Raw genomic sequence first — 24768 nt, forward strand, 5'->3', positions numbered from 1 at the left:
AACAGAACTGAAATTGCCAACTTATCCATCTAATCCTCTACGACCACTACCTCGATGAGGATTGGGCTTTTCGGGTTGATTGGGGCTAGGTTTGGAGTTATCAGCCAGGTTGAAACTCTGGTTTAACACCAAAGGTGAAAGCTGGTAATCGGACTTAGCCATTGACAGAGCGGAAAAACGAGTCTGTACTGCTTCGCAGTTAAAAGCTAAGGAGCCAAATACCAGACTCGATACTAAAAGTGAAATGGCAGCACGCATAGTAGATGTCTATTTTAGAACTCTCTACTTCACTAATACTTAACTCTTATATGTCTATCCGGAAAATTTGCGAAAAAGTATTGTATTTTACTGAATAAATGTTCATTTTATACTTCTTCAATATATTCAACAAGTAACCAATTCCCAGACAAATTTGGCCGCCCCCAAATCTTGAGTATTTTTTCTGGGGGTAACGCTTGTAGTTGCTGATCTATATCAGGTATCAACGTCACAAGCTGCCAATTTGTTGTAGTAAAATTGGTTTCATTTGTAATATTAAATTGGTAATTTTGCTCACTTAGTCGTTGGAATTTGCCTGTAAAGCAGTTGAGGTTTAATTTATTATCTGGTCTCACCACAATACAAGGGCTGTTACCATCAGCAGGATAAGCTTCTGGATGGTCTAAATAATAAGTTTGCCAGTACAACCAATCGGGATGATTAGTTAATAAGTTAAACAGGGGAACAATTACGCTAGGTGCATCGTCATCTGTCAGTAATGCAGCCTGCAAACTCTTCACTGGTAAATCCCTGGGCTGACATTCTAGCATAATACAAAGAGAAGCTGCCATACCTGCCGCTTGTCCAATTCCCATGACTACTGGTTGAAGTCTAGTAGCGCCGTTAGCGATGTGAGAAACGGAAATGTTTTTTTCACAAACTAGCAAACCATCTGTGGTGGCAGGAACAAGAGCGCGATAGGGGATAGTGAAGGGTGTTCCTGTCCATCTTCCACCCCAACGGATAGATTTAGGTTGCAGTGAGAACTCTACACCAGGATAATGATGATCGTTGGCATAGTTACCGACGGCGATCGCATCATGAAATGGTAATGCGGTTTTACCGTTGGCTAAGGGCAGGATATTCCGTTCACAAACAGTTGTCAAGCCTACTAGACGGCGACTTTCCCGATAATAGGGATGGAGGGCAAAGGCGGAGTTAGGATGGGGAAACAGGTTTTCTGCTAATCCGTAACGCCTACCAAACTGACTTTGAATGTGATGGGCGAAATTCTGACTATGCCAATAACATTCTTGCATAAATTCGCGCTTTTTCTCCCCTACATCTAGCAACCGATTGGCATTTTGGCAGTAATCATTGCCCGCAATAGGCCAGTTAATCATAAATTGATTCGCTGGTAAGCGTCCATAGTTCAAAAATTTTTCTGAGCCATAGTTATCCCAAGCTCCTGTAAACTGGGATGGGTGATAGTTGGGGGCGGGGAGAATTTCTGGGGCGGTATTTTCTCCAAAGTCTTGCATGACTACTACCCAAGTTGGTGCTTGGAGTGGATAGGTTTGGGTCAGGGAGTTAAAATTAGTTGGTGCGCTTGGTTCTTGCCATTCTGATTGTAATTCCCAACCCCAACGATGAGGGATTGCTCCTAAAGCTAATAGGTCTCCTAATTCTGTGCCGTCGAGAATGATTTTGGCGTTGATGGTAAAGTCCGCAAAGCGTATACCTGTGATCTGGTCTTGGGTTCGCAATACTTCTAAGGGAACTTGTCCAGAAATCCATTGCAGGTTAGGTAGTTCTCGTACCCAGTCGACAAATATTTCTGCACCTATCCGCGGGTCATAAGTAAAAAAACTGACCCAACTATTATCTAATCCGCCTGGTTGTCTGCGTTGTAATTCTTGGAGGAAAGCCCCCCATAAACCTGTTTGCCAGGCTTGTAATTCGTTGCCGTCTGGTGCAGATACACCGGCTGAGGTGAGCATTCCTCCTAACCAGGGAAATTCACTCACGAGGATTGTGTTTACACCTCGTCGCGCTGCTTGGATAGCCGCAGCAGTTCCGCCGGTGCCTCCGCCAACAACTAGGACATCGGTTGTATAGATTTGATTCATCGTATTTTATAGGATTAAGTATGGTTTTATAGTTTATCAAAGGGCGATCGCTACCTGATTATACTCAAAACGGCTAGAAGCTGGACTTTTTTATCATACAAAGAACAAGTTCAAAGCCTCTCCAGTATTAAATATTATTCCTTTTCCCTCTCCTCTTAGGAGAGGGTTAGGGAGAGGTGCAAAGGAGAGGTTTACCAGAGGGGGTTTCATATTTGGTTAAACTATGAACCGTTTTCAGTATAAGTGACATAATCAATGGGATCTTCTAAACCCAATTCGGCAAAGGCTGCTAACCGCAATTGACAGGAATCACAAACACCGCAGGCTGAATCACCACCGGCATAGCAGGACCATGTGAGATCCCAAGGTACTCCTAATTGATTACCTAGTTGGATGATTTCTGTCTTTTTCAAATTAATTAATGGGGCGATAATTTTAATAGCTTCTCCCTCGCGTCCTTGTTTTGTCCCCAACTGGAAAACTTGCTGCATAGCTTCGATATAGTCAGGACGACAATCTGGGTAGCCGGAATAATCTAGGGCATTAACGCCAATATATACTCTTTGGGCGGCGATCGCTTCGGCATAGCCCAAAGCAAAACTTAAAAAGATGGTATTACGGGCAGGAACATAGGTAACAGGAATATTATCTGCCATTTCGTCGAGGGATAGCGAAGCGCTCCGCAGGAATCGCCCTTCAGGTAAATCAATCTTGTTGTCTGTTAGTGCTGAACCACCCCATTGTCGTAAATCAAAATTGACCACCTGATGTTGAACTACTCCAGCCGCTTTAGCGACTATATAAGCAGAATGCAACTCTTTGCTATGACGCTGTTGATAATTAAAAGAAATAGCGTAACATTCACAGCCATCAGCCTTTGCTTGGTAAAGAACAGTAGAAGAATCTAAACCACCAGATAACAAAATTACAGCTTTCATATTCAGAAGAGGAAATGGGAGATCAAGAAATAGCAGGAGGAGAGGGAAATTTTCACAATTACCAATTCCTTCATAAATTGCATCCAAAAGATGGGAAAATTAACAAAATACAACCAACAAAAATTAAATATGGACAAAAAGACTCTCAGGAATGAGAACATTAATTGTATAAATCGCCTAAAACATTATACTCTGAGTATTAACTATGTAATGACTTGTAATTTTACTTATAGAAAGGGTGATTAATTTACCTCTATAAAAACCAAGTATGTATTGAATTTAGTTAATTTCCTAAATACATACCTGATAATTCCTGTCAAGAGTTACAAAAATTACAGAGTTAAAGAAAAAACACATAATTTTTCTAATAGATGAATAAAAACAGGATAATTAACAACTGTTAACGGAAAAGATCACCAGATGGCGGGAACTGAACCCAAACTTTGAAATTCTTCATAAAGATAATCACTATGTTACCATCTGGATGGTTTAAGACAAATCAGACCTGGCGTTTAAGTATAAAAGCCAACGACCTTAGCGTCTCTAAATTTGGTGGTTGAGGAGAGAACAATAGTGCAAGATAGCATATCAGTGTCAGAGCCAAATCTTTATTCACAGCGCAGCCAGCCGCACCATATTCGCATAGGCGTAATTGGGGTTGGTAACATGGGACAACATCATACCCGCGTACTGAGTTCCATGAAAGATGTGGAATTAGTCGGCGTTTCTGATATTAATGTCGAACGTGGTCTAGAAACTGCCAGCAAACACAAAGTCCGGTTTTTTGAAGATTACTGCGACTTACTACCCCATGTAGATGCCATCTGTGTTGCTGTGCCTACAAGGTTACACTATGCAGTGGGTATAAACTGTTTGTTAGCAGGAATCCATGTTTTAATTGAAAAACCGATAGCAGCTAGTATTTCCGAGGCAGAATCCCTAGTTAATGCTGCTGCTGAATCCCAGTGTATTTTGCAAGTTGGTCACATAGAACGATTCAATCCCGCCTTTAGGGAACTTAGTCAAGTCCTCAAAACCGAGGAAGTTTTGGCTTTGGAATCTCACCGTATGAGTCCTTATTCGGCGCGGGCGAATGATGTTTCCGTAGTGCTGGATTTAATGATCCATGACATTGATTTACTGCTAGAATTAGCCGCCTCACCAGTGGTGAAACTGACTGCTAGTGGGACTCGTTCTTTAGACTCAGGTTATTTAGATTATGTAACGGCTACCTTGGGTTTTGCTAATGGGATTGTTGCCACTCTAACAGCCAGCAAAGTTACCCACCGGAAAATTCGCCGTTTAGTTGCCCATTGTAAAAATTCATTTACAGAAGCAGATTTTCTCAATAATGAGATTTTGGTACATCGGCAAACCCCTGTTAATCCTCTGATTGACCATCAAAAAGTCTTATATAGACAAGATGGTTTAATTGAAAAGGTTTATACCACGAATGTTCAGCCTCTCAGTGCAGAGTTAGAGCATTTTGTCAACTGTGTTCGCGGAGGCAATCAGCCTTCTGTCGGTGGTGAACAAGCTCTCAAAGCTTTACGCCTGGCTAGTCTAATTGAGCAAATGGCTTTAGAAGAGAGAGTTTGGAACCCATTAGAGTGGTCTTCGGAATCCAGAGTCCAATCTTTGACATCAACCATTTAGCAAAATTTAGCTAAAACTGGTAGTGGGAGAAATTTAATGATTTTTCTCCCGCCAATATGACGGGTTAGGAGTAGGGGCAACCCCCTGTGGCTGCCCTGTGCTTATTCTGTGCTTGGATGTCAAGAGGGGGAAGAAAAAAGAAAAGCTTGACTTGACATTTCCCAAGACTGACATCAGAAATACTAAATCATAAAAAATTGACGATCGCCTGTTATGAATTTTGACGTATTTCTAGTTACACTTAACCCAACCTAAAATTTTTTGTAGCTCACCTTTTTGTAAGATGAGCATGATAACTTTTTACAGAGGAGATTTCATGACAGATCAACCGCCCGTAGCTAATCCCATGAACGCTGCTGCTATTCCTATGAACCGGACTACAGCAGCAGCATCAGCAGCCACACCAATGAATTCTGGAAATTCCGGCAAGCCAACCAATATTACGGGTAAAACTATTCTGAGTGTGGATTTAGGTAGAACCTCCACAAAGACTTGTGTGAGCCGTGAAACCGCTAATGTGGCTTTCATTCCTGCTAATGTGAAGCAAACATCAATTGAGCAGATCCGTGGTGGTGTGTTTGAAGCTAAGGCTACTGACCCACTAATGGATTTGTGGTTGGAGTATCAAGGTAGTGGCTATGCTGTAGGGCAATTAGCAGCCGATTTTGGGGCTAATCTTGGCGTTGGCCAATCTAAGGTAGAAGATGCGCTGGTCAAAGTTTTATCATCTGCTGGTTACTTTAAGCTCAGAGATGAAATTTATGTTGTCCTGGGACTGCCTTTTTTATCTTTGGAGCAATTTGAAAGAGAAAAGGAACAGTTAACTAGCTTGGTAACTGGACCTCATGTAGTAAATTTCCGAGGTGAATCCATAACTTTGCATATTGCCAAAGTCTGGGTAATGCCAGAAGGATATGGTAGTTTGCTGTGGTCAGAAACTCAACCGAATAAAGCAACAGCAGTTCCCGATTTTACGAAAATATCTGTGGGGATTGTGGATATTGGTCATCAAACCATTGATATGATCATGGTGGATAATTTCCGCTTTGCTAGGGCTGCTTCTAAGAGTGAAGACTTTGGGATGAGTAAGTTTTATGAACTGGTAGCTAAGGAAATAGATGGTGCTGTTGATAGTCAATCATTGGCACTAATTTCTGCGGTTAATAAGCCTAAAGGCGATCGCTTTTACCGTCCCAAAGGTGCTAGTAAGCCCAGCAATTTAGATGATTTTCTGCCTAACTTAACAGAACAGTTTTCACGGGAAATTTGCTCTCGTGTGTTAGCGTGGTTGCCAGAGCGGGTAACTGATGTGATTATTACAGGTGGTGGTGGAGAGTTTTTCTGGGAAGATGTCCAACGTCTACTCAAGGAAGCTAAAATCAATGCTTACTTAGCTGCACCTTCTCGGCAAGCTAATGCTTTGGGGCAGTATATTTATGGAGAAGCGCAATTATCTGCTGCTGTTCGCGCTAGGTCATAAAACTGATGTTCCAATGGTCAAAAAAGGTAGTTAAATCCGTTACGTTCAATCCAGAAATTGCTGATGAGAGTTTGTTAGCGCAGGTGGAAAACTCCTTAGAGACACAGCCAGATAAAACTTTCAGTGACCTGTGTAAGGAGGCTCTCTGGAAATTTTTGTGTGTCCCAGAAACTGTACAAGCAGTTGCTAAGACAGCAAATATAACTACGGTTGAACAAAAAATCGGTGAGATGCAAAATCAAATAGCTGGTTTTGAGGAACGTTTTTTGGCGAGGGAGTCTCATCGTTTGGAGGCGATAGAAAGTCAAATGTTGCAACTTACTCAACAAGTGGCAAATTTGGCAATTATCCTGAATCAACAACCACTTACTTATATTCCTCCTGATAGCGTTAGCGTGGCGCAAGCCATACCTGAACCTGAACCTCAAGAAATAGACCCCGTAATTAATCGGATTGGTCAGTTTCTTGATGATTTCTAAGCAATAACTAGGTTTTTCCTGGTTTTGACTTTGAGAAAAACTCTTAACTAAACTATCCTCAGTCCCACCAAATAATGCTGAAATGGCTTATAGGTGGGATATTTTGTGTAAAAATTAAAAGCATTTTCGTATTAACAAGATTAGAATCAGCCTGTTCTAATTTCTATTGGCATTAGTAGCACCTAGAGCGATTATTGTTTCTTTTTGAGCTTGGTTAAGACCTGTGGCATGGTTGATGTTCATACCTTCGTATAATCTGTGAATTTTCAGAGTTTTTCGACATTCACCTCTTTGTAAATCCCAAATTTTAATTGTTTCATCTTCGCTACTACTAGCTAAAACTGGATCTTGAGGACTGAAAGAAAGTGATTCTACACCTTGAGTATGTTCTGTGAAACTGACGGTATTTCTGAGTGTGAAATCCCATAATCTAATAGTTTGGTCGTCACTACTACTTGCTAATAGTTTATCATCAGGACTATAGGCGATCGCTCTCACAGCACGAGAATGTCCCTCAAACTCCTGTAAAAATTGACCCGTATTCACATCCCAAAGCTTCACCATGCCGTCATCACTGCCACTTGCTAGAGTTTTACCATCATGACTAAAAGCTAAGGCTTGTACACGCAAAGAATGTCCTATACAAATATGGTGGCATTGTTTACTGTCAATATCCCATAACCTGACTTGATAATCATCATCACCAGTAGCCAAAATCTTACCATTAGGACTCAATGCCATAGACCAGATCCAACTACTTAAAGGTTGCCATGTTTTTAGACATTCTCCACTATTAGCATCCCATATTTTCACCGTTCTATCATCACTACTACTGAACAAAATTTCACCATCAGGACTGAAAGTTACCCACCATATCCAATCTTTATGTCCAATTAGGGTTTTGAGACATTTTCCCCTAGCAATATCCCATAACCTAATAGTTTGATCATTACTTCCACTGGCTAACTTTTGACCATCTGGACTAAAACTAACAGTCCGTACCCAACTGCTATGTCCTCTTAAAGTTGTCAAACATTCCCCTGTGTGAATATCCCATAACCTCACTGTTTTATCATTGCTTCCACTGGCTAATTTTTGACCATCTGGACTAAAACTAACAGCACGTACCCAACTTGTATATCCCCGTAAAGTTCTCAGACATTTTCCAGTATTTGTATCCCACAGTTTTAAAGTTTGTGTATCACAACCACTTACTAATATGGTTTCATCAGGACTAAATGCCACACAACGAACTCGATGATGATTGTCGTGTAAATTTGCTAATAAATCCCCGGTAGCAGTATTCCAAATTTTCACGGTTTCATCACCACTACCACTAGCCAATTTATTACCACTAGGACTAAAAGTAACAGACCAAATTCTCCCACTATGCCCTTTTAAAATATGCAAACATTTTCCATTATTAATATCCCATATTCTAATTGTCTGGTCATCACTACTACTAGCCAATATTATATTCAAGTCTTAACAAAGAAAACAGAAAAGCTGTAAGGATGGCTTTAACTTTTCTCGGTGTAAACCCAAATATATTCGGTTAACTAACCCAAGAATAATATATAACACCATAAATTTTAACGTAAATCAATTTGGAGTAAGTATGTCATACATTCAACGAATTGCAACATTAGAAGACACAAGTGCGCTCGTTCCCCTATGGAAAACCTTTGCGGAAGCGCGATCGCTTGCTGACCAATCAATGCCAATCATACCCGATTTTGACTATGAGCGGTATGTGGCTTATCAATTAGGAAAACCCCTATCTTTCTGTTTTGTTTTGGAATACGAAGAAGAGTTAGTCGGGTTTATCTCAATGTATCTCTATGATGAAGCACCTCCACCGAATTTACCCTCTGATTTAGAGGTATTAGAAAATCCTTTTAAACCCCGTCGCGTTGGTGCAGTGTTGGGGTTATAAGTAGGTGAACACAATAAAACCAAACTGTGTAAAGAAACGTAAAATCGCCCAAAACCTCTTTACTCTTGCCTTTTGCCTCTTGCCTCTTGCCCTGCCATAACGACAATTTTCAACGCCAACCTACTTATGTTCAGGAACTTCATCGCAAACTGGAAACAATCAAACTATTAATTGATGTGGCAACTAAGAAAGCAGAGTCCTTCAAAATTACTGACATTGATGTATTAGGCTCTTGCGTCTCTTTTATGGTGATTGAGGATTGATGATAACAAAACCCTTACGGGACAAGGGTTATAAACAATTATTTCCATATTTTCAATGAAATGCCTACACAATAGGGCTTTCAATGATTTTGAACCAGGTTTTCCATAAAAATAACCAAAGAACCTCAACAACTCAGCCAACCATATCTAAAGTTTTTGAATTTTCCATAAATAGCTAGATAGCCAATTTGTCACCATATGAGCAACTATTGGTAATAACAAGTTGCCACTTAATAGGGTGCTACAACCTAAAATAATACCAACAATGGTTGCCCAAATTACATAAGGCCATTGTTCGGGACCGCTAAGGTGTAGGACTCCAAAACAAAGACTGGATAGGATCACAGCGGTATAATCTGCGCCTAAAGCGGGTAGCATTACACCTCGAAATAATAATTCTTCACTTAAACCAGGAAGTAGTCCTAACCAAATTAAGTCTGGTAAAACTAACGGTTTAAGAACCATTTCTAGATAATAATCGGCACTTCTGCGGTAGGAAGGGGAAAGACGATAAGCTAAACCACTTAATATGGTAATAATTACACCTAAACTAATTCCTAATAATAAATCTTGTTCTTGCCAGTGCCACTTAAAAAGCGCGATATTACCCCAGCGTAACCATAATTTAGCAACTATCCAGAGAATAATTGCGGTTACACCCATTGCTACTAAGACTTGGGTGCGTGTTAAATAGGGTATTTCTGGTTCTTGGTTTTGTTGTTCAATCACAGGATTTTAAAAAATAATTGGTAATTGGTGATTGTTAATTGTTAATGAGGAAGGATTGATACCTGCTTTATGAGCGACTAATACACCTACTGCTTCTAAATATGAGTTTACCTGCAAGGTGGGAATTCTTAACATGGATGCAGGAACTTGCATCAAAGTTTTATTTTCTGCAACTGTAATTATTTGACATTGTTTCTGGCTTAAACTCAATAAAGCACTACTTCCACAAGCTGTAGCAGGAATGATTAAAGCATCAACTTGATTTGCCCAGATGTCAGTGGATAAAGAATTGTGATTTTCTGTATTAATGATAAATTGCGGGGCGTTACTCAACCCAACTAAAACGCAAGGTAAGAATGTGTAGCCCAATTCTTCCGCTGCTGCAGGGGGGGATAAATTTGCGTCTGGTGGGGTGCTGGCAAGGGCAGGAGCATGGGCGCAGGGAATTTTAAAGGTACGAACTAATAAATGGCTAATGACGGCTTCTACACCGGCTATAGGATCTACTCCTTGACCTTGATGATAGTTTTTAATTGCGGTTTCGTCCATATCGTCGGGTAAACGGGCAACAACAGCGATCGCTTCGGCTTTTTCTTCTATAATTAATTTTTCAGCAGCCCGTAATAAACTATCAGGATTACCGATTGTTCCCCAACTAGCACCTGATGGAGAAGTTCGTAATTCTACGTTTAGCGGTGCATCAGTAATAACATGATTTGTAATATTTAATCCTAGAGTGGCTCTAGCTGCATCGGCTACCTGCAAGTGTCGCAGCATTAATTCCGGTTCGATACCCTGGTCTAAAAGCAAACCGACTCTATTACTGCGAACCGGACGTAAACCCCATTCTCCAGCCGCAAATTTATCTAAACCATATCCTTCGACGTAGAAGCCATTGGGAATATTCCAGTATAGACTTGCCCCGTTCATAACATTGGGGTGAGTAATCAAGCGATCGCATACCTGTGATATAACTCTAGCTACTGGTAACGCATCACCAGCATAACCGCCAATCGCCGCCCCAATGCCGGTAGGTATAATTAAAATTACTGTGTATGGTTTTTGGATGGGTATCACAGGTTTTTTTCGCGCAAAGAGGCAAAGATGCAAAGAAGAAATTTAAGCGGTAACTACGGCTTCTACTGTTACGGTTTGTGCTTCTTCATTAACAGCGGTAATAGCCCAACGCAGGGGTTCACCTTGTTTCTCCAATTCTACTGTAATCGCTTTTTCTAATTCTGTGGGAGTTTGTTGCAATTCGATTTCAGCGGAAATAAAGTGAGTTGTCATAATCCTAAATCCTTTGCCTTGATGATTTTGAGAATACAGAAACTTTTTGGTGATTGGTGATTATTATCCACCTTTCCCAAATTGCGCTTTATAAACAATCTCTTCTTTTTCTGTTTCGATTTTTAAATCAGAAAGAGGTTTAGCAACACAAAGCAGCGCATAGCCTTGTTTTTGCAAATCTAGACTTACACCCATACCATCTTCTTGATTTACAGTTCCTTCTGTAATCAAAGCCGCACAAGTTGTACAAACACCAGCACCGCAAGAAGTTGGTAAGTCTAAACCATTAGCTGAGGCAGCGTCAAGAATATTTTCATCTTCAGAAACTTGCAGGGTATGTTTTGTACCTTGGTGGTTAATTTCTACGGTGTAAATTTTGGACATATATAGCAGCAGTGTTTGACAACAGACAAATATTCTATTCTACTTGTTGACATTATTCGGATAATTCTACCACATTTATTATTAAATTTGACTTAATTTTCCAGGCTTTTGGCTGTTGTTGAATTTGGTTAGCTTGTTCATATTCATGGGGATACCTCAAACTGTGCTGCTAGTCATAAAATCTAGAGTTTAGGATACAACTTATAGATACACAAATAAAAAATTATGCTATTATAAAATATATAGTCTAACAAGGTGTCCCGGACTGCACGGGAAGGCATGGTGCGGTTGAAACGCCGTGCGCCTGTTAGAAGACAAGGTATCCCGAACTGCACGGGAAGGTATGGTGCGGTTGAAACGCCGTGCGCCTGTCAAAACGCTTATGTAACAAAACAGAGGCAACAGCAAAACAGACAACAGCAAAACGGACAAATTTTCTATTTTTAGAAAAAGTCAATCTAATTAACGCCCCTAATTGGGTCGAGGCGGTCTTGTAATCGTCTACCAAGGGATGAACCCACGACTATTGCAGCCGTGGGTTCGCCATTAAGTGTTCTAGTTTTCAGGAATTTCAACTAAGTCAGTAACTCAGCCCTAAAGGGACTGAGCTTGTAAGAAATTGCAAGCTGTACTGACCAGTCTAAGTCTTCACTGACTACGTTTTTTGAGTCACGACACCCCGGAATGCGTAGCTAGTTCCCTGCTCTGTCATTTGCAATTAAACAGTTTTAAAGTCACTGAAACAGTGTTGCAAGTCTAAAAAGCTCTTAAAACATTGACGAAGCTAACATTACCCCAGAAATGGGAGGCTCTTCGGAGCAACACATTATGCGTACAGAGTTGGGAATTTTGAATCGGTAATTGTCCCGTTGAAAGTACATTACAAAAGTACACCGAATTTACCAACTCCAAGGCGGTAATGAAAAAATATTCAAGGCGGTTAAAACCGCACGAGTCGTTTCCCTCTCAGCACTGAAGTGTCTGAGTTTCCCACTTACCGGGTATTTTTATGAATTTTATCCTTTAAAATATCGAAAGCTTCTAAAAATTCAAAATTACGATCATCTTTTTGTATATTTTGTGTCTTCAAACTAATCAAGTAAGCAACGTAATCTGCTAATTGTAGACCTACATAAAATTGTGAAGCACCTAACCAAGGCTGTTCTACAAAATTACAATCATGTTTTCGTGATTTTACCCACTCTCTGTAAGCCCTGACTAAACGATCATCTTGTTTACCTGTACTGTGTGTTGAACGTGAGTCCAGTATTTTGTAATGTTGTCAATAGACTCAGTCAAACTAATTATACCCAACATGGTTGAAATATGGACTTTTGGCAAATTACGAAAAACCTAGATTTTTAGGGGTCTAGCACTGCCATTGGTAGCAGGAGTTTGACCTTGCATTAGTTATTTTCACAACCTTGATTTAATCATATTACAAAATTCTATGAAGGTTTGAAAGGTAGGTAAATGTTCAGTTTCATTTTGAACCCTGGCTATTAATTGTTCTAAATATTCTTCTTTTATGACTTCATTTGTAATTTTATAATGTTTAAGATTGTTGATTTTAAACATTTCTTTTAAATAATCTTTATGAAATTGAGCATGAGTATTAAAATTTAGTTTACCCATAATTTCTGGACAATTAATTGAAACATCATAATAATTTGTATAATCTAATAATGGACTAATTTCTGCTTGTAAAGGGTAAATTCCTTTATTTCCCAAGCACCAAGTATCAAAGCAGCGATTTTGAACAATGATATGAAAGTGGATATTTACTAAATCAATGTTATTAGACTTTAAACATTTATAAATTTCTTGTTTTTTATAATCAATAGTAACTTCTTCCGCATCTAAACAAATAACAAGATAATTATATTTAGGAACGCAAATTTAATAACCTGCAATTCTGATGTAACCTGGAATGGTGCGTTACGCTGTCGCTAACACACCCTACTTTTGCACCTTATTTAATTCACATTCCTTACTATACTCTTGAATATTTGCAATAGCATCAGGTAAATGTCTATCAATTATTCCCGGTTGACCTTTTGCATTAAAAAGATAATAGTTATTATTATCAACTTGATGGGGTAGTCCAATTCGTGTTAATTCTGGTAGAAGATACTTAAGCCAAGCTTTATAAACTTTTTCTTCAGTATCTCCCTCCACAAGAAAATAGATATTCATTATGCTGATATGCCTTCATTATATTCATCGAGATTAATCAATTGCATAAATGCTTCGTGTCTGGATTTACCTAGTCCAAAATCTTTTGCATCTTTAGCAGTTACTACACCACCTTTGCGAGTAACTATTTTCCAATGTTCCATTCCAACTTTATTGATAATATAAGGATGGTGACTGGTAATTATAAATTGTAAATTCCTACTTTCAGATAGTAAATCACTTAAAACATTAATACAATTTACGCCTAAACTATTTTCAAATTCATCAATCAAAATCACAGATCCTTCAGCAGCTAAATAACATTCGCTGATTTGTATTAAGGTTTTATACATACCAGATGATATATATTTTTGACTAATCCAATGATTTATTCCTCTTTCTTTTATTTTAATTGTTAGAAGAGCTTTTTTTTGAATAGAAATATTAAAATTGGTTTCTTCATTTTCATCTTCTTCATCTTCTTCTATCTTTATATCTTCTATTTGTTCAAATATACTGATAAATCTTTCTTTTATTACTTGAAATATTGGATCTTTTTCGTAAAAAGCAAGTGTTAATTTCGACTGAACTGGTAAATTAGATTGATAATATTTTTGAATAATACCACTTCTATGATTTTTATCTGTATATTCAGGAATGAAATCAGTTAGTTTCTTAATACTATCTTGATCAATCATCAAACTAGTAAGAATTTCGGAGTATTTTGATAATTTATTAGCAAAAATGATTTTATTTAAGCCATGCCTAACTGGTGATATATCTCGTTCTTCACTTAATATTTTAGCCACACTTTGAATTGGTGAAAGCTTGATTGGTAATGTATTATTCTTAAACTTGATTTCGCTTCCATTTCTGTCTATGATTAATTCTCCATTTTTAGATAAAGACTCATTTTTAATACGAAAACTACTATTATTAGTGAATTTATCTTCTCTGTCTTCCCAGATTAAAGTAGCTGAAATATTACACTCAAACTGACCACTCCAATGATATTGATTATTTTCATGAGTAAATTGTATATCCCATTCAATTCCGTTGAGTGATTCACCCTCAGATATTTTTTGTAAATCAAGTATTGCTTTTAAAATTCTAGTTTTACCAACACCAGAAACACCTACTAGAAGATTAAAATCAGAAAACTGGATTGGCTCAATTCGCCATTGTCTTTTATGGTCATAATAACTTAGTTGATTAATTTTCATGTTTTTAGATCTAAATGATATTTTCAAAAATAAACCTGACACAGTGTATTTTAACTTAATCCTTTTAGCTTAAATAAAAATTTATAACCATAAATTTAGTAATTATAAATAGTTGGTAAATTTTCTTACCCATTACTACAGTTCAACCCTCAATAAACCTTATATCTGCTACAACTAAACAATAACTCTCTCGTTGCTACTTCTGTAACTGAGAGAGCAAAAACTGAAATCGCCCCTAAATATAGGCTAAAATACTGAATGTAACTAGCTTTTTAAACTTTTAATTTTTAATTCTTAATTGGTTATGACCATGCACAATTCCGCTGAATTCCGAGACGCTTATGATGTGATTGTCGTCGGTGCAGGTCACGCCGGTTGCGAAGCAGCGCTTGCCACTGCCCGCCTCGGTTGTCGGACTCTGCTATTGACCCTAAATTTAGATAAAATCGCTTGGCAACCCTGTAACCCCGCAGTGGGTGGTCCTGCTAAGTCCCAATTAACCCATGAAATAGATGCTTTGGGTGGGGAAATTGGCAAAATGGCAGACCGGACATACCTACAAAAACGCATCCTCAACTCTTCACGGGGTCCAGCGGTATGGGCATTACGGGCGCAAACTGATAAGCGGGAATATGCAGCGATAATGAAGGGAATTGTCGAAAATCAGGAGAATTTGACAATTCGGGAAGGCATGGTGACGGATTTAATCTTAAATGATAGTAATGAAGTTATTGGTTTAGAAACATATTTTGGCGTATCTTTTCACTGCAAAGCGGTAATTCTCACCACCGGCACATTTCTAGGTGGTAAAATTTGGGTGGGGAATAAATCAATGCCCGCAGGACGCGCGGGAGAGTTTGCAGCGGAAGGATTAACACAAACTTTGAATCGTTTGGGATTTGAAACCGGCAGACTGAAAACTGGGACACCGGCACGGGTTGATAAGCGTTCCGTTGATTACAGTCAAATGGAAGTGCAACCGGGAGACGAAACTGTGCGGTGGTTCAGTTTTGACCCCGAAGTGTGGGTAGAACGGGAACAAATGCCTTGTCACATGACCCGGACAACCAAAGAAACTCATCGTTTAATTCGGGAAAATTTACATCTGTCCCCGGTGTATGGTGGTTGGGTGGAAGCAAAAGGACCTCGCTATTGTCCGAGTATTGAAGATAAGATTGTCCGCTTTGCCGATAAGGAAAGTCACCAAATCTTTATTGAACCGGAAGGAAGAGATATTCCTGAATTGTATATTCAAGGTTTTTCCACTGGTTTACCCGAAACTTTGCAAATTTTGATGTTGCGGAGTTTGACTGGTTTGGAAAATTGTGTGATGTTGCGTCCGGCTTATGCTGTAGAGTATGATTATTTGCCCGCAACTCAGTGTTTTCCCACGTTGATGACCAAGAAAATCCCAGGGTTGTTTTGTGCCGGACAGGTAAATGGGACGACTGGTTATGAAGAAGCTGCTGCCCAAGGAATAGTAGCGGGAATCAATGCAGCGCGGTTTGTTAAAGGTGAGGAAATGATTATTTTCCCCCGTGAACAAAGTTATATTGGCACGTTAATTGATGACCTGTGTACGAAGGATTTACGCGAACCTTATCGGATGCTCACCAGTCGGTCAGAGTATCGCTTATTACTGCGTTCTGATAATGCTGATATCCGCATGACACCGTTAGGACGGGAAATAGGTTTAATTGATGACCGACGTTGGGATTTGTATAGTCAAAAACAAGAACAAATTACAGGGGAGAAAAAACGCCTTCATGTTACTAGAATAAAAGAGAATGAGGCAGTGGGGCAAGCGATCGCTCACGATACCCAAGAAGCAATTAGAGGTTCTATTACCCTGGCTGATTTACTGCGTCGTTCAGGTATTCATTATCTTGATTTAGAACGCCACGGACTTCATAACCCTGCCCTCAAACAAGCCGAAAAAGAAGGAGCAGAAATTGACATCAAATATGCCGGTTATTTAGCCAGACAGCAAAACCAAATTGACCAAGTTGCCCGTCAAGCAAATCGCCAACTATCTAGTGATTTGGACTACTCAACCATTGAGACTTTATCTAAAGAATCCCGAGAAAAACTCAACAAAGTTAAACCCCTCACCATTGGACAAGCAGCAAGAATTGGCGGAGTTAACCCAGCCGATATCAACGCTCTTTTGATATATTTAGAACTAGCTAAAAACAAGACGGTAATAGGTAATAGGTAATTGGGAAACAAATTCTCCCTCTTGCCTGAATGGGTAATAGGTAATAGGGAGGAGATAAATATAGAACGTGATTTACCATGACATACTAGACATATCTGGACATCATGTGGTATGGTAGGACGAGTAACAAACTTAGGCTGGCGATGACAGTAAATTATGTACCTCCAAGAGTCGCTGCTACCAGATTGGGAGTCAGCACCAAAACACTTGAAAGGTGGCTTGAAGACGGGAAAATCGAAGGCATCTTTACCCAAGGTGGACAAAGAGTGCGATTCGTTGTTAGTTGAATCACGGTAAACAGTCCGTACATAAACTAACCAACCCAATCCAATCATGGAAAAGGTTGAACTCTCGGTCTGATATGGGTGAAAGTCCCATCTGCCAGACTCAGGTATGACTCCCTACCTGCCCACACTGACTAGACTCGGTTTCTAGAGGGTGAAGCTGGGAACAGGGCGCAATCAGACATCCGTTGTGGGGTGACACTGGTGCTAACGGGGAGTTCCTACGGTGAAACAGAGCCTAGAAAAGCAACCTACCACCAAGCAGGACACAACATCAAAATCCTGACTTCATTGGAGCTAATTCCCGCCGCATCCTCTTTGAATATCGGTAAGAGTCTAGGGAATCCAGTGGTTGAATTGGCTACACCTAACGGAACTAACAATCAACCGAGGGAACGAATAAAAACGGATTGAGGGTCTAGGGGCGGTCGAACCCCATAAGTAGGCTAGACGAGCAGCGGAATCCCTTCAATTCGGGTAGGACAGACCGTAACTGGTCTGAGGTGTTCAGAATACACAGATGGTCGCAGAGCATGATTAGACACAGAGACAACTCTAGTGAATCTTGGAAAACGTTACCCTGGAAGCAATTCCGCCGTAACTTATTCCGCCTACAAAAACGAGTGTATAAAGCGGTTCAAGTTGGAGACAAGCGCAAAGCCAAGTCCCTACAAAAGCTGATTCTGAAATCAACCGCAGCAAGATTACTGGCTATTCGTCAAGTAACACAGCTAAATGCTGGAAAAAAGACAGCGGGAATTGACGGGAAGACCGCGCTCACATTTGAGCAAAGGTTTCAACTGAGTGAAAAGCTTAGAACCGAATGTAACGACTGGAAACACCAGGGATTACGTGAAATACCCATGCCCAAAAAGGACGGTAAAACCCGGATTCTCAAAGTCCCCACTATTGCAGATAGAGCGTATCAATGCCTTATCAAATACGCATTAGAACCAGCGCACGAAGCAACCTTCCACGCCAAAAGCTACGGGTTCAGAACGGGACGTTCAGCGCATGATGCCCAAAAAATCCTGTTTAATAACCTAAACTCCAACGCCAACGGAATAGATAAACGAGTTATTGAACTCGATATTGAAAAATGCTTCGACAGGATAAACCATTCCGCCATCATGGATAAACTCATAGCTCCCAGAAGCATAAGACAAGGGATTTTCCGATGTCTCAAAGCCGGAGTCAATCCAGAATTTCCTGAACAAGGAACACCTCAAGGGGGCGTGGTAAGTCCACTACTAGCTAACATCGCTTTGAATGGGATTGAAAGTATTCATAGATATCATAAGATATCTAATTGCCGAATTACAGAAAAAACCTCAAAGAGAGAAATTATTGAACCAACAATCCGGTACGCGGATGACATGGTAATAATACTCCGACCTCAAGACGATGCCATAGAAATACTTGACAAAATCAGTCAGTTCCTAGCAGAACGGGGAATGAAAGTCAGTGAGAAAAAGACAAAGCTAACCGCCGCGACAGATGGGTTTGATTTTCTAGGCTGGAACTTCAAAGTCCAGAAAAACGGGAAATTTAGATGCGTTCCATCAGTGGATAACTATAAATCTTTCCGCAAGAAAGTAAAATTCATCGTCAACAACTCGAATTATGGTGCTACCACTAAGGCTGAGAAATTAGCCCCTGTAGTTAGAGGTTGGAGGAATTACCACCGCTTCTGCAAGATGGACGGATCGCGTAACTCGCTATTCCACATCGAAACAAGAGCATTCAAGGTATTCAACAAGGAAACCAAACAGAACCGCCACACTAGCAAGCAATTACTAGATAAGGCGTTTCCCCCAGTCCCTTACTCCGAAAATAAACATATCAATGTCAAAGGTGAAAAGTCGCCTTACGACGGAGATTTGAGTTATTGGAGCGAGCGCAACAGCAAGCTCTATGACAGTCATACCTCTAAAGCCCTCAAACGGCAAAACCATAAATGTGGTCATTGTGGGTTAAAAATGCTCAATGATGAGAAGGTACATTTACATCACTTAGATGGAAACCACCAAAACTGGAAAACTAAAAACCTTCTAGCCATTCACTTTCATCTGCCACGATTATCTTCACATGAGCAAAAGCGAAAGCTAAGAACGTCGGAAGCTGGGTGCAGTGAAAGCTGCACGCCCAGATTTAACAGAGAGGGGCGCGGGATAGTACCCGCCCTCGACTCTACCAGATATAACCTCGATTCAATTATCCCTGTTCGACATGGTAATCCATCAGACGAGCGAGCCACTGTTCTATATGCCAGAGTTTCAAGCCGCAGTCAGAAAAACGACCTTGAGCAACAGGTTCAGTTTCTCCAGTCTCGTTACCCTGACGCAGAAATCATCACTGACATCGGCAGTGGACTCAACTTCAAACGAAAAGGTCTTCAAGCCTTACTGGACAGAGTTCTCGGAAACACTTGCAAACTTGTTGTCATTGCCCACAAAGATCGGCTTTGTCGCTTTGGATTCGATCTTATCTCATGGCTCTGTGCTAGGCAGCAAACTCAAATATTGGTTCTCAAGCAAACGAACCTCAGCCCAGAAATCGAAATGGTTGAAGATATCCTTGCCATTATCCATGTCTTCAGTTGCCGATTGTATGGACTTAGAAAGTACAAAAAACAAGTCATTGAAGACAGCGAGTTACCGAGTGTACCCAGCAAAGGAACTTGAGCTTATTTGGAAAAAATGGGTTGCTGCTGAACTATTCTAGTATGGAAAATTTTCTTCTTCCTTATTCCTTCTCTTAGAGGGTGTTTGAAAAGTCATGATTGCTGTATCAAATGTTTTACCCCTCCCTAACCCTCCCCTTATAAGTAATTGGACAAAAATATTTACAGTCATTGCGAGCGAAGGGAAGCAATCACAACCCCTGCGATTGCTTCATTTCACTTCGTTCCATATGGCTAACGCCACGCTACGCTAACGCAATGACATTGTGTAATTAATTCTGTCTCACTACTTAAAGGGGAGGGAACTGGATTTTTATTGTTTCCCCCCTTTACAAGCTATCGTGTACACACAAGTTAAATTACCCCCCTTAGTCCCCCCGATGCTTTGGGGGGAAACCGGAAAAATTAGTTCTCTCCCCAAAGCATCGGGGAGGGTTAGGGTGGGGTAATTTGAGGAATAATGGTAATTAGATAACTTGTGTGTACACAGTAGCCTTTACAAGAGGGGACTAAGGGGGGTAAAAATGTGATAAAAATTACGGGATACCACTTTTAAAACATCCTCTAAGATACAAGGTTGGGTTGAGCGATCGCGAAACCCAACAAAATCCTTGATAATGTTGGGTTATGGCTGATGCCTCTGGCACGCTACCGCAGGAATATGCCACACTCCGTAAACGTTACATTGCTCCGCAACGCTGACATTTCACAACTCAACCTACCATATAATGACTTTGCTTAACCGAGCAGTATTGCCTCTTAGACAACTGACAACTGACAACTGAAAACCGAAAAAGCCTATGTTACCCAAATCCAGCACTGATTTATTTGTTTCAGAAGCGTCCGATAGCACCAGTATGTCTTTAGCCATAGATTTCGTCAACAACGAGCCTTGGACAATAGAAACCTATGCTGAAAGCTTAATGGACGAACTTTTTCATGATATTGACAACATTCTTGATGGTCGAAACAAGCGAAATCATCATAGAGGCAGAAACGAATCTGTCCCCGTGCAAACTATGACATTTCAAATGCCAGATGTGGTTTTACCATCAAAACTTAATCGTCCATTACAATCTACTGCACCCATTAAAAACGTCCAAACCACTACACTAGTAGTTAATCATCCATCTATCAAAGCAATTGCAACTACTGAACAACAACAAACCAGTGGTTTAGGTAAACTAATATTTATGGGATTAAGCCTAACCGTCGGGACTTTGGGTATGGTCTACTTAACTGAGTCTGGTTTATTAAATACAATAAATGCCCAATTAACTTCCCAAAGTTTGCCAAATCACCAGACACCATCACCTGCATCTGTAATCACAGATCCTCAGTTAGACTTAGTAAATTATATGTTGGAAGCCTTAACTGTGATAGAACAGCAAGGGACAACCAATGGTAAAACAATTGCTAAACCAGGATTTCCCACTGTTAATCTGAATCAAACCACTGCCTTACCTTTACCAAATACCCAACTAACAGAAACTCCACCATTACCTGTAGCAGCAACCAATATGCTACCTGCTAATAATCGCTTGACTACCCCTAATGTGGTTGAGCGCATATATATTCCAGTTTATCAGTCTCCCGCACTCAAATATCAAATACCAATTGTTCCCACAGTCCCAGTACCACCTACCTTACCTTCATCTTTAACAGTTAATAATTCTCCTACTATTAATACTATACAACCAGCAATTAAGCCGATACCCAAAACAACACAGGTGAATCTCAAACCAGCAGCCGTTAATCCTCAACCGCTGAAAGTCGCACCACCGAAATTACCAACAATTGTTCCCCCAGCACCTGTAAAAGAAACTAAGAATATACCACAACAGGTTGCAGCACCTAGCTATTCTGCACAATTAGAGGGACTATTGGAGTTGGGTAATAAATCTGTGGCTTTGTTTAAGGTAGATGGTATTAGTCGCCGAATTAATATAGGTGAAAATATCGGTACTACAGGTTGGACACTAGTAGAAGTCAGTAACGGAGAAGCTATTGTTCGCCGTAATGGTGAAGTTCGCTCTATCTACACAGGACAAAAGCTTTAATACAACTGCATGAGTCAAACAAAAATTGAATATCTTCTGAAAAGCCTGTGTAATCAGCTTCTTTAGTTTTTAGTACCGTAGTACGGCACTAACTTTTACACTTATTTTTTATACTTCTATCTGAGAAGCCTACTGATATTAAGATAGTTGGCGTTGCTGATAGCCTGCGTGGCGTAGCCATATTGAGGTATGAAATTCCCAAATTGAACCTTGAAAACTCAAACCTCAGTGCGTCTTTGCGCCTTTGCGTGAGACTAAAATTCATACCCTTAATCAGCAACGCCAGATAGTTATTTGATAATAGGGTTCTGTGTACTATCTGTTAGCTATTGCACCTATGGGAGTTGCTGATTCAGAAATGGGGTAGGATAAAAAACGTAAAATCAGGTAGAATCTCCTAAGTTGAGGGGCAATATAAAGATGTTCACAGAGAAAAGCTGGAAGAATTTTAAGGTATTTACAGGGGCATTTTGTGTTGTCGCGCTGACACCGTTTTTTGGAATTAATTCTTCTGTCCACGCAGCAGATACGGTTGTGATTCGTTATGGACCCATAGAGGAATCTGTATCCTTGGAAGAGTTAAAAAAATCTACGGAAACTGGCAAATTACCAGATAGTTTGGGAACTTATACCAAAAGAATGACTGAAGAACAACGTCGTTTTTTGGTAGAGGGACTAAAAATCCGAATTCCCATAAATGTTGCTACTTTAGATAGATTAATCAATACCCAAATTGGGACTACAATCCTTAGCGATGTCTCTACAGCTATTACCCGTCGAGATCAATCGGGATTACAAGCTATGAAAGGGGGATTGGTTTTAGCTGCTAATTCTCCACAGGGTTTATCTATACTAAGTTTTATTGCTGCCTATCCCAGTAAACGCCTAGAAATTAATTTACCCCAGGCTTTAACTGTGGCGGGGAGTTTAAATGGTGCATTTGTCCGCACTCAGCGGTTTATGTTTGGTCTTTCTCCCCAAGTTAACCCTAAAGATATCAAAGTTGCGTCTTCTCTAGATCCTACTCAAGCAGGAAGCGCACAGGTACAGACACTCAAGTTAAGTTTCAATGACCAAAAGCGTCAACGACAAATTCCCCTAGATGTTTACTTCTCTACCGCTGCAAGTGTAAATAAACCTGTAATTGTCTTGTCTCATGGTTGGGGTTCGGTGCGGACTGACTTGCGTTATTTAGCCGAACATTTGGCTTCTCATAGTTATGTTGTTGCGGCTTTGGAACATCCTGGTAGTAATGAAACTACTTTTAAGGCAGTCAGTAAAGGTAGAAAACAACTTGTTGAACCCCAAGAATTTTTAGACCGTCCCAAAGATGTTAGTTTTATTGTTGATGAATTGGAAAAAGTTAACCAAACTGCGAATAGTCCTTTACGGGGAAAATTAGCAACTAACAATGTGATGGTTGTAGGTTATTTCTTTGGTGGGGGAACGGCTTTAGCATTGGCTGGGGGCGAATTACAAATCGAAACCCTCAAACAACGCTGTCAGCAAAACTTAGCTAATGCTAACTTGGGTGAAACTCTTCAATGTGTGGCTCAAGCATTACCAGAAAAAACCTATCAATTGCGAGATGGGAGAATTAAACAGGCGATCGCCCTCAATCCTACCACCTCTTTAATGTTTGGGGAAACTGGGTTAACAAAAGTACAAATTCCCACATTAATCCTCTCTAGTTCCGCAGATAAAATTACCCCTGCATTAACTGAACAAGTTATGGGTTTTGCGAAAATTCCCTCCCCAAAGTGGTTGGTGGGTGTGGTTGGTGCTTCTCATTTGAGCATTATAGATCCTAGTCTGACCCCATATCAAATGGGGAAATCAAATACACCTATCTTGAACAAAGAAGTAGTTGGAGAACAAGCTAAAGATGTGCGGAAGTTTCTCAAAGGTATTACCCTAGCAATGGCAGCACAGTTAACTCCTGAAGCTAGTCAATATGCTCCTTTTCTGACTGCCGACTACGCTCAAATTTCCTCAACTCGTCTATTTCCCTTTCGCACAGTGCGAGAACTTTCTCCTGAAATGATACAAGAAGCACAAGGTCCAGGTATGACAGCCAATAAATAATAGGTTGAAGGACGAGCAAATAAATAAAAAGGCTTGGAGGGTAAACCAAGCCCAACTTCACTCAGGGTAAAATATATAATCCATCCTATAGATTCTTTATATTTTCAGAATCCTTCTCAAGAGAGAATATTCAATCCAAGACTAATTTAAGCGTGAAATATGATGAGTTTCTTCACTAGTACAGGTTGGCGTAAATAATATAACTATTAAAAGCTCTGAAAATTTGATAGATTACAAGGCTTGAAAATGGTTCATTCACTTAAGCTGCACGGTACTAAGTAGGTGAACACAATAAAACCAAACTGTGTAAAGAAACGTAAAATCGCCCAAACCCTCTTCACTCTTGCCTCTTGCCTCTTGCCTTTTGCCTTGCCATAACGACAATTTTCAACGCCAACCTACTTAGTAGATTCTGACCATGAAAAATTCAGAAAGTAGGGGCGCAGGGTCTGCGCCCAGAGGCTATTAACTGCTGTTTGCACTATGGCAGGAGTAATATATTTAGTACAGATGTCACGTTCGCTGAAGGCTTTTTTGTCAAAGTCCATAGAATTAAGTATGATTATAGTTTCAGCACAATTAATTGCCTATTGTATCAACAAAAACAGAATATCTGACGATGGCATCAGATGGCATTTGAAAAAAGTTGTCTTGATATTGTAAATTTTTGTAAAATTGATGTCTTCAAGACTAGAAACCTGCTAATTACATGACTAAACTAAAAACTAAGTGCATCTGTACTGTTAACAATCAAAATTCTAAATTTGGCACTATAGC

At 40.0% G+C, this 24768-nt stretch carries 22 protein-coding genes and 2 pseudogenes; 11 read left to right on the forward strand and 13 right to left on the reverse strand.

The features are described 5' to 3' along the window. Nucleotides 1-21: 21 nt before the first annotated feature. From HEQ36_RS14225 to queC, 3 genes are all read right to left on the reverse strand, one after another. A complete protein-coding gene (locus tag HEQ36_RS14225; RefSeq protein ID WP_027401389.1) occupies nucleotides 22-258 on the reverse strand; it encodes a hypothetical protein in 237 nt (78 codons plus the stop codon). A 107-nt stretch (nucleotides 259-365) separates the two neighbouring features. Beyond that, nucleotides 366-2108, reverse strand: a complete 1743-nt coding sequence (locus tag HEQ36_RS14230) for an FAD-dependent oxidoreductase (RefSeq protein ID WP_168636162.1) — start codon at nucleotides 2106-2108, stop codon at nucleotides 366-368. A 221-nt stretch (nucleotides 2109-2329) separates the two neighbouring features. Then, a complete protein-coding gene (gene queC / locus HEQ36_RS14235; RefSeq protein WP_168636163.1) occupies nucleotides 2330-3046 on the reverse strand; it encodes a 7-cyano-7-deazaguanine synthase QueC in 717 nt (238 codons plus the stop codon). Between the two features lie 14 nt (nucleotides 3047-3060). Between queC and HEQ36_RS14240 the strand changes: the two genes are divergently transcribed. From HEQ36_RS14240 to HEQ36_RS14255, 4 genes are all read left to right on the forward strand, one after another. Next, nucleotides 3061-3201, forward strand: coding sequence for a hypothetical protein (locus tag HEQ36_RS14240; RefSeq protein WP_168636164.1), 141 nt, complete (start codon nucleotides 3061-3063; stop codon nucleotides 3199-3201). Between the two features lie 418 nt (nucleotides 3202-3619). Beyond that, nucleotides 3620-4702, forward strand: a complete 1083-nt coding sequence (locus HEQ36_RS14245; protein ID WP_053538816.1) for a Gfo/Idh/MocA family protein — start codon at nucleotides 3620-3622, stop codon at nucleotides 4700-4702. Between the two features lie 316 nt (nucleotides 4703-5018). Beyond that, nucleotides 5019-6182, forward strand: coding sequence for a ParM/StbA family protein (locus tag HEQ36_RS14250; protein WP_053538815.1), 1164 nt, complete (start codon nucleotides 5019-5021; stop codon nucleotides 6180-6182). 5 nt (nucleotides 6183-6187) lie between these two features. Next, nucleotides 6188-6661: a hypothetical protein gene (locus HEQ36_RS14255; protein ID WP_053538814.1), complete on the forward strand. Its 474-nt coding sequence runs from the start codon at nucleotides 6188-6190 to the stop codon at nucleotides 6659-6661. A gap of 156 nt (nucleotides 6662-6817) precedes the next feature. Here the strand turns inward: HEQ36_RS14255 and HEQ36_RS14260 are convergent, their stop codons facing one another. Further along, nucleotides 6818-8131 (reverse strand): WD40 repeat domain-containing protein, encoded by a 1314-nt coding sequence (locus tag HEQ36_RS14260; RefSeq protein WP_053538813.1) that lies wholly within the window; start codon nucleotides 8129-8131, stop codon nucleotides 6818-6820. A 148-nt stretch (nucleotides 8132-8279) separates the two neighbouring features. Here HEQ36_RS14260 and HEQ36_RS14265 point away from each other — a divergent pair, with 148 nt between their 5' ends. Then, nucleotides 8280-8597, forward strand: coding sequence for a hypothetical protein (locus HEQ36_RS14265; RefSeq protein WP_168636165.1), 318 nt, complete (start codon nucleotides 8280-8282; stop codon nucleotides 8595-8597). Nucleotides 8598-9007: 410 nt separating this feature from the next. Here the strand turns inward: HEQ36_RS14265 and HEQ36_RS14270 are convergent, their stop codons facing one another. From HEQ36_RS14270 to HEQ36_RS14300, 8 genes are all read right to left on the reverse strand, one after another. After that, nucleotides 9008-9589: a CPBP family intramembrane glutamic endopeptidase gene (locus HEQ36_RS14270; RefSeq protein WP_053538811.1), complete on the reverse strand. Its 582-nt coding sequence runs from the start codon at nucleotides 9587-9589 to the stop codon at nucleotides 9008-9010. 6 nt (nucleotides 9590-9595) lie between these two features. Continuing rightward, nucleotides 9596-10657 (reverse strand): DUF3326 domain-containing protein, encoded by a 1062-nt coding sequence (locus HEQ36_RS14275; RefSeq protein WP_168636211.1) that lies wholly within the window; start codon nucleotides 10655-10657, stop codon nucleotides 9596-9598. Nucleotides 10658-10708: 51 nt separating this feature from the next. Beyond that, complete coding sequence (locus tag HEQ36_RS14280) at nucleotides 10709-10879, reverse strand: hypothetical protein (RefSeq protein ID WP_168467300.1); 171 nt, start codon at nucleotides 10877-10879, stop codon at nucleotides 10709-10711. Between the two features lie 63 nt (nucleotides 10880-10942). After that, nucleotides 10943-11263 (reverse strand): 2Fe-2S iron-sulfur cluster-binding protein, encoded by a 321-nt coding sequence (locus HEQ36_RS14285; RefSeq protein WP_053538810.1) that lies wholly within the window; start codon nucleotides 11261-11263, stop codon nucleotides 10943-10945. Nucleotides 11264-12257: 994 nt separating this feature from the next. Then, complete coding sequence (locus HEQ36_RS26025) at nucleotides 12258-12533, reverse strand: DUF3800 domain-containing protein (RefSeq protein WP_367272410.1); 276 nt, start codon at nucleotides 12531-12533, stop codon at nucleotides 12258-12260. A gap of 146 nt (nucleotides 12534-12679) precedes the next feature. Next, nucleotides 12680-12994 carry a hypothetical protein gene (locus tag HEQ36_RS14290; RefSeq protein ID WP_168636166.1) on the reverse strand — a complete coding sequence of 105 codons (315 nt, stop codon included), beginning with the start codon at nucleotides 12992-12994 and terminating at the stop codon, nucleotides 12680-12682. Nucleotides 12995-13222: 228 nt separating this feature from the next. Further along, entirely contained in the window at nucleotides 13223-13459 is a 237-nt protein-coding gene (locus HEQ36_RS14295; protein WP_168636167.1) for a hypothetical protein, read from the reverse strand. Beyond that, entirely contained in the window at nucleotides 13459-14661 is a 1203-nt protein-coding gene (locus tag HEQ36_RS14300) for an AAA family ATPase (RefSeq protein WP_168636168.1), read from the reverse strand. Before HEQ36_RS14300 ends, HEQ36_RS14295 begins: the two co-directional genes overlap by 1 nt. A gap of 304 nt (nucleotides 14662-14965) precedes the next feature. On the opposite strand from HEQ36_RS14300, the gene mnmG reads away from it, so the two are divergent. From mnmG to HEQ36_RS14330, 6 genes and pseudogenes are all read left to right on the forward strand, one after another. After that, on the forward strand, nucleotides 14966-16879 hold the full coding sequence (gene mnmG / locus HEQ36_RS14305) for a tRNA uridine-5-carboxymethylaminomethyl(34) synthesis enzyme MnmG (RefSeq protein ID WP_168636169.1): 1914 nt from the start codon (nucleotides 14966-14968) through the stop codon (nucleotides 16877-16879). Between the two features lie 143 nt (nucleotides 16880-17022). Next, a complete protein-coding gene (locus tag HEQ36_RS14310) occupies nucleotides 17023-17166 on the forward strand; it encodes an excisionase family DNA-binding protein (protein ID WP_233455482.1) in 144 nt (47 codons plus the stop codon). Between the two features lie 530 nt (nucleotides 17167-17696). After that, nucleotides 17697-19272, forward strand: a pseudogene (locus HEQ36_RS14315) (group II intron reverse transcriptase/maturase). A 26-nt stretch (nucleotides 19273-19298) separates the two neighbouring features. Further along, nucleotides 19299-19847: pseudogene (locus HEQ36_RS14320) on the forward strand (IS607 family transposase); the annotation flags it as partial. 799 nt (nucleotides 19848-20646) lie between these two features. After that, a complete protein-coding gene (locus HEQ36_RS14325; RefSeq protein WP_053538803.1) occupies nucleotides 20647-21906 on the forward strand; it encodes a hypothetical protein in 1260 nt (419 codons plus the stop codon). 420 nt (nucleotides 21907-22326) lie between these two features. Further along, nucleotides 22327-23991, forward strand: coding sequence for an alpha/beta hydrolase (locus HEQ36_RS14330; protein ID WP_168636324.1), 1665 nt, complete (start codon nucleotides 22327-22329; stop codon nucleotides 23989-23991). A gap of 398 nt (nucleotides 23992-24389) precedes the next feature. On the opposite strand, the gene HEQ36_RS14335 is transcribed toward HEQ36_RS14330, so the two are convergent. After that, entirely contained in the window at nucleotides 24390-24539 is a 150-nt protein-coding gene (locus HEQ36_RS14335) for a hypothetical protein (protein WP_199924414.1), read from the reverse strand. Between the last annotated feature and the right edge of the window lie 229 nt (nucleotides 24540-24768).

Origin of the sequence: Anabaena sp. 54 (genome assembly GCF_017355725.1) — a bacterium.
Classification (GTDB): domain Bacteria; phylum Cyanobacteriota; class Cyanobacteriia; order Cyanobacteriales; family Nostocaceae; genus Dolichospermum; species Dolichospermum heterosporum.

What these genes read in the sequence shown, in the direction of transcription:
- HEQ36_RS14300 (WP_168636168.1), bottom strand. Translation starts at nt 14,661, where the DNA reads ATGAAAATTAATCAACTAAGTTATTATGACCATAAAAGACAATGGCGA.
- HEQ36_RS14240 (WP_168636164.1), top strand. Translation starts at nt 3,061, where the DNA reads ATGGGAGATCAAGAAATAGCAGGAGGAGAGGGAAATTTTCACAATTAC.
- mnmG (WP_168636169.1), top strand. Translation starts at nt 14,966, where the DNA reads ATGACCATGCACAATTCCGCTGAATTCCGAGACGCTTATGATGTGATT.
- HEQ36_RS14250 (WP_053538815.1), top strand. Translation starts at nt 5,019, where the DNA reads ATGACAGATCAACCGCCCGTAGCTAATCCCATGAACGCTGCTGCTATT.
- HEQ36_RS14330 (WP_168636324.1), top strand. Translation starts at nt 22,327, where the DNA reads ATGTTCACAGAGAAAAGCTGGAAGAATTTTAAGGTATTTACAGGGGCA.
- HEQ36_RS14325 (WP_053538803.1), top strand. Translation starts at nt 20,647, where the DNA reads ATGTTACCCAAATCCAGCACTGATTTATTTGTTTCAGAAGCGTCCGAT.
- queC (WP_168636163.1), bottom strand. Translation starts at nt 3,046, where the DNA reads ATGAAAGCTGTAATTTTGTTATCTGGTGGTTTAGATTCTTCTACTGTT.
- HEQ36_RS14225 (WP_027401389.1), bottom strand. Translation starts at nt 258, where the DNA reads ATGCGTGCTGCCATTTCACTTTTAGTATCGAGTCTGGTATTTGGCTCC.
- HEQ36_RS14265 (WP_168636165.1), top strand. Translation starts at nt 8,280, where the DNA reads ATGTCATACATTCAACGAATTGCAACATTAGAAGACACAAGTGCGCTC.
- HEQ36_RS14295 (WP_168636167.1), bottom strand. Translation starts at nt 13,459, where the DNA reads ATGAATATCTATTTTCTTGTGGAGGGAGATACTGAAGAAAAAGTTTAT.
- HEQ36_RS14310 (WP_233455482.1), top strand. Translation starts at nt 17,023, where the DNA reads ATGACAGTAAATTATGTACCTCCAAGAGTCGCTGCTACCAGATTGGGA.
- HEQ36_RS14230 (WP_168636162.1), bottom strand. Translation starts at nt 2,108, where the DNA reads ATGAATCAAATCTATACAACCGATGTCCTAGTTGTTGGCGGAGGCACC.
- HEQ36_RS14335 (WP_199924414.1), bottom strand. Translation starts at nt 24,539, where the DNA reads ATGGACTTTGACAAAAAAGCCTTCAGCGAACGTGACATCTGTACTAAA.
- HEQ36_RS14285 (WP_053538810.1), bottom strand. Translation starts at nt 11,263, where the DNA reads ATGTCCAAAATTTACACCGTAGAAATTAACCACCAAGGTACAAAACAT.
- HEQ36_RS14280 (WP_168467300.1), bottom strand. Translation starts at nt 10,879, where the DNA reads ATGACAACTCACTTTATTTCCGCTGAAATCGAATTGCAACAAACTCCC.
- HEQ36_RS14255 (WP_053538814.1), top strand. Translation starts at nt 6,188, where the DNA reads ATGTTCCAATGGTCAAAAAAGGTAGTTAAATCCGTTACGTTCAATCCA.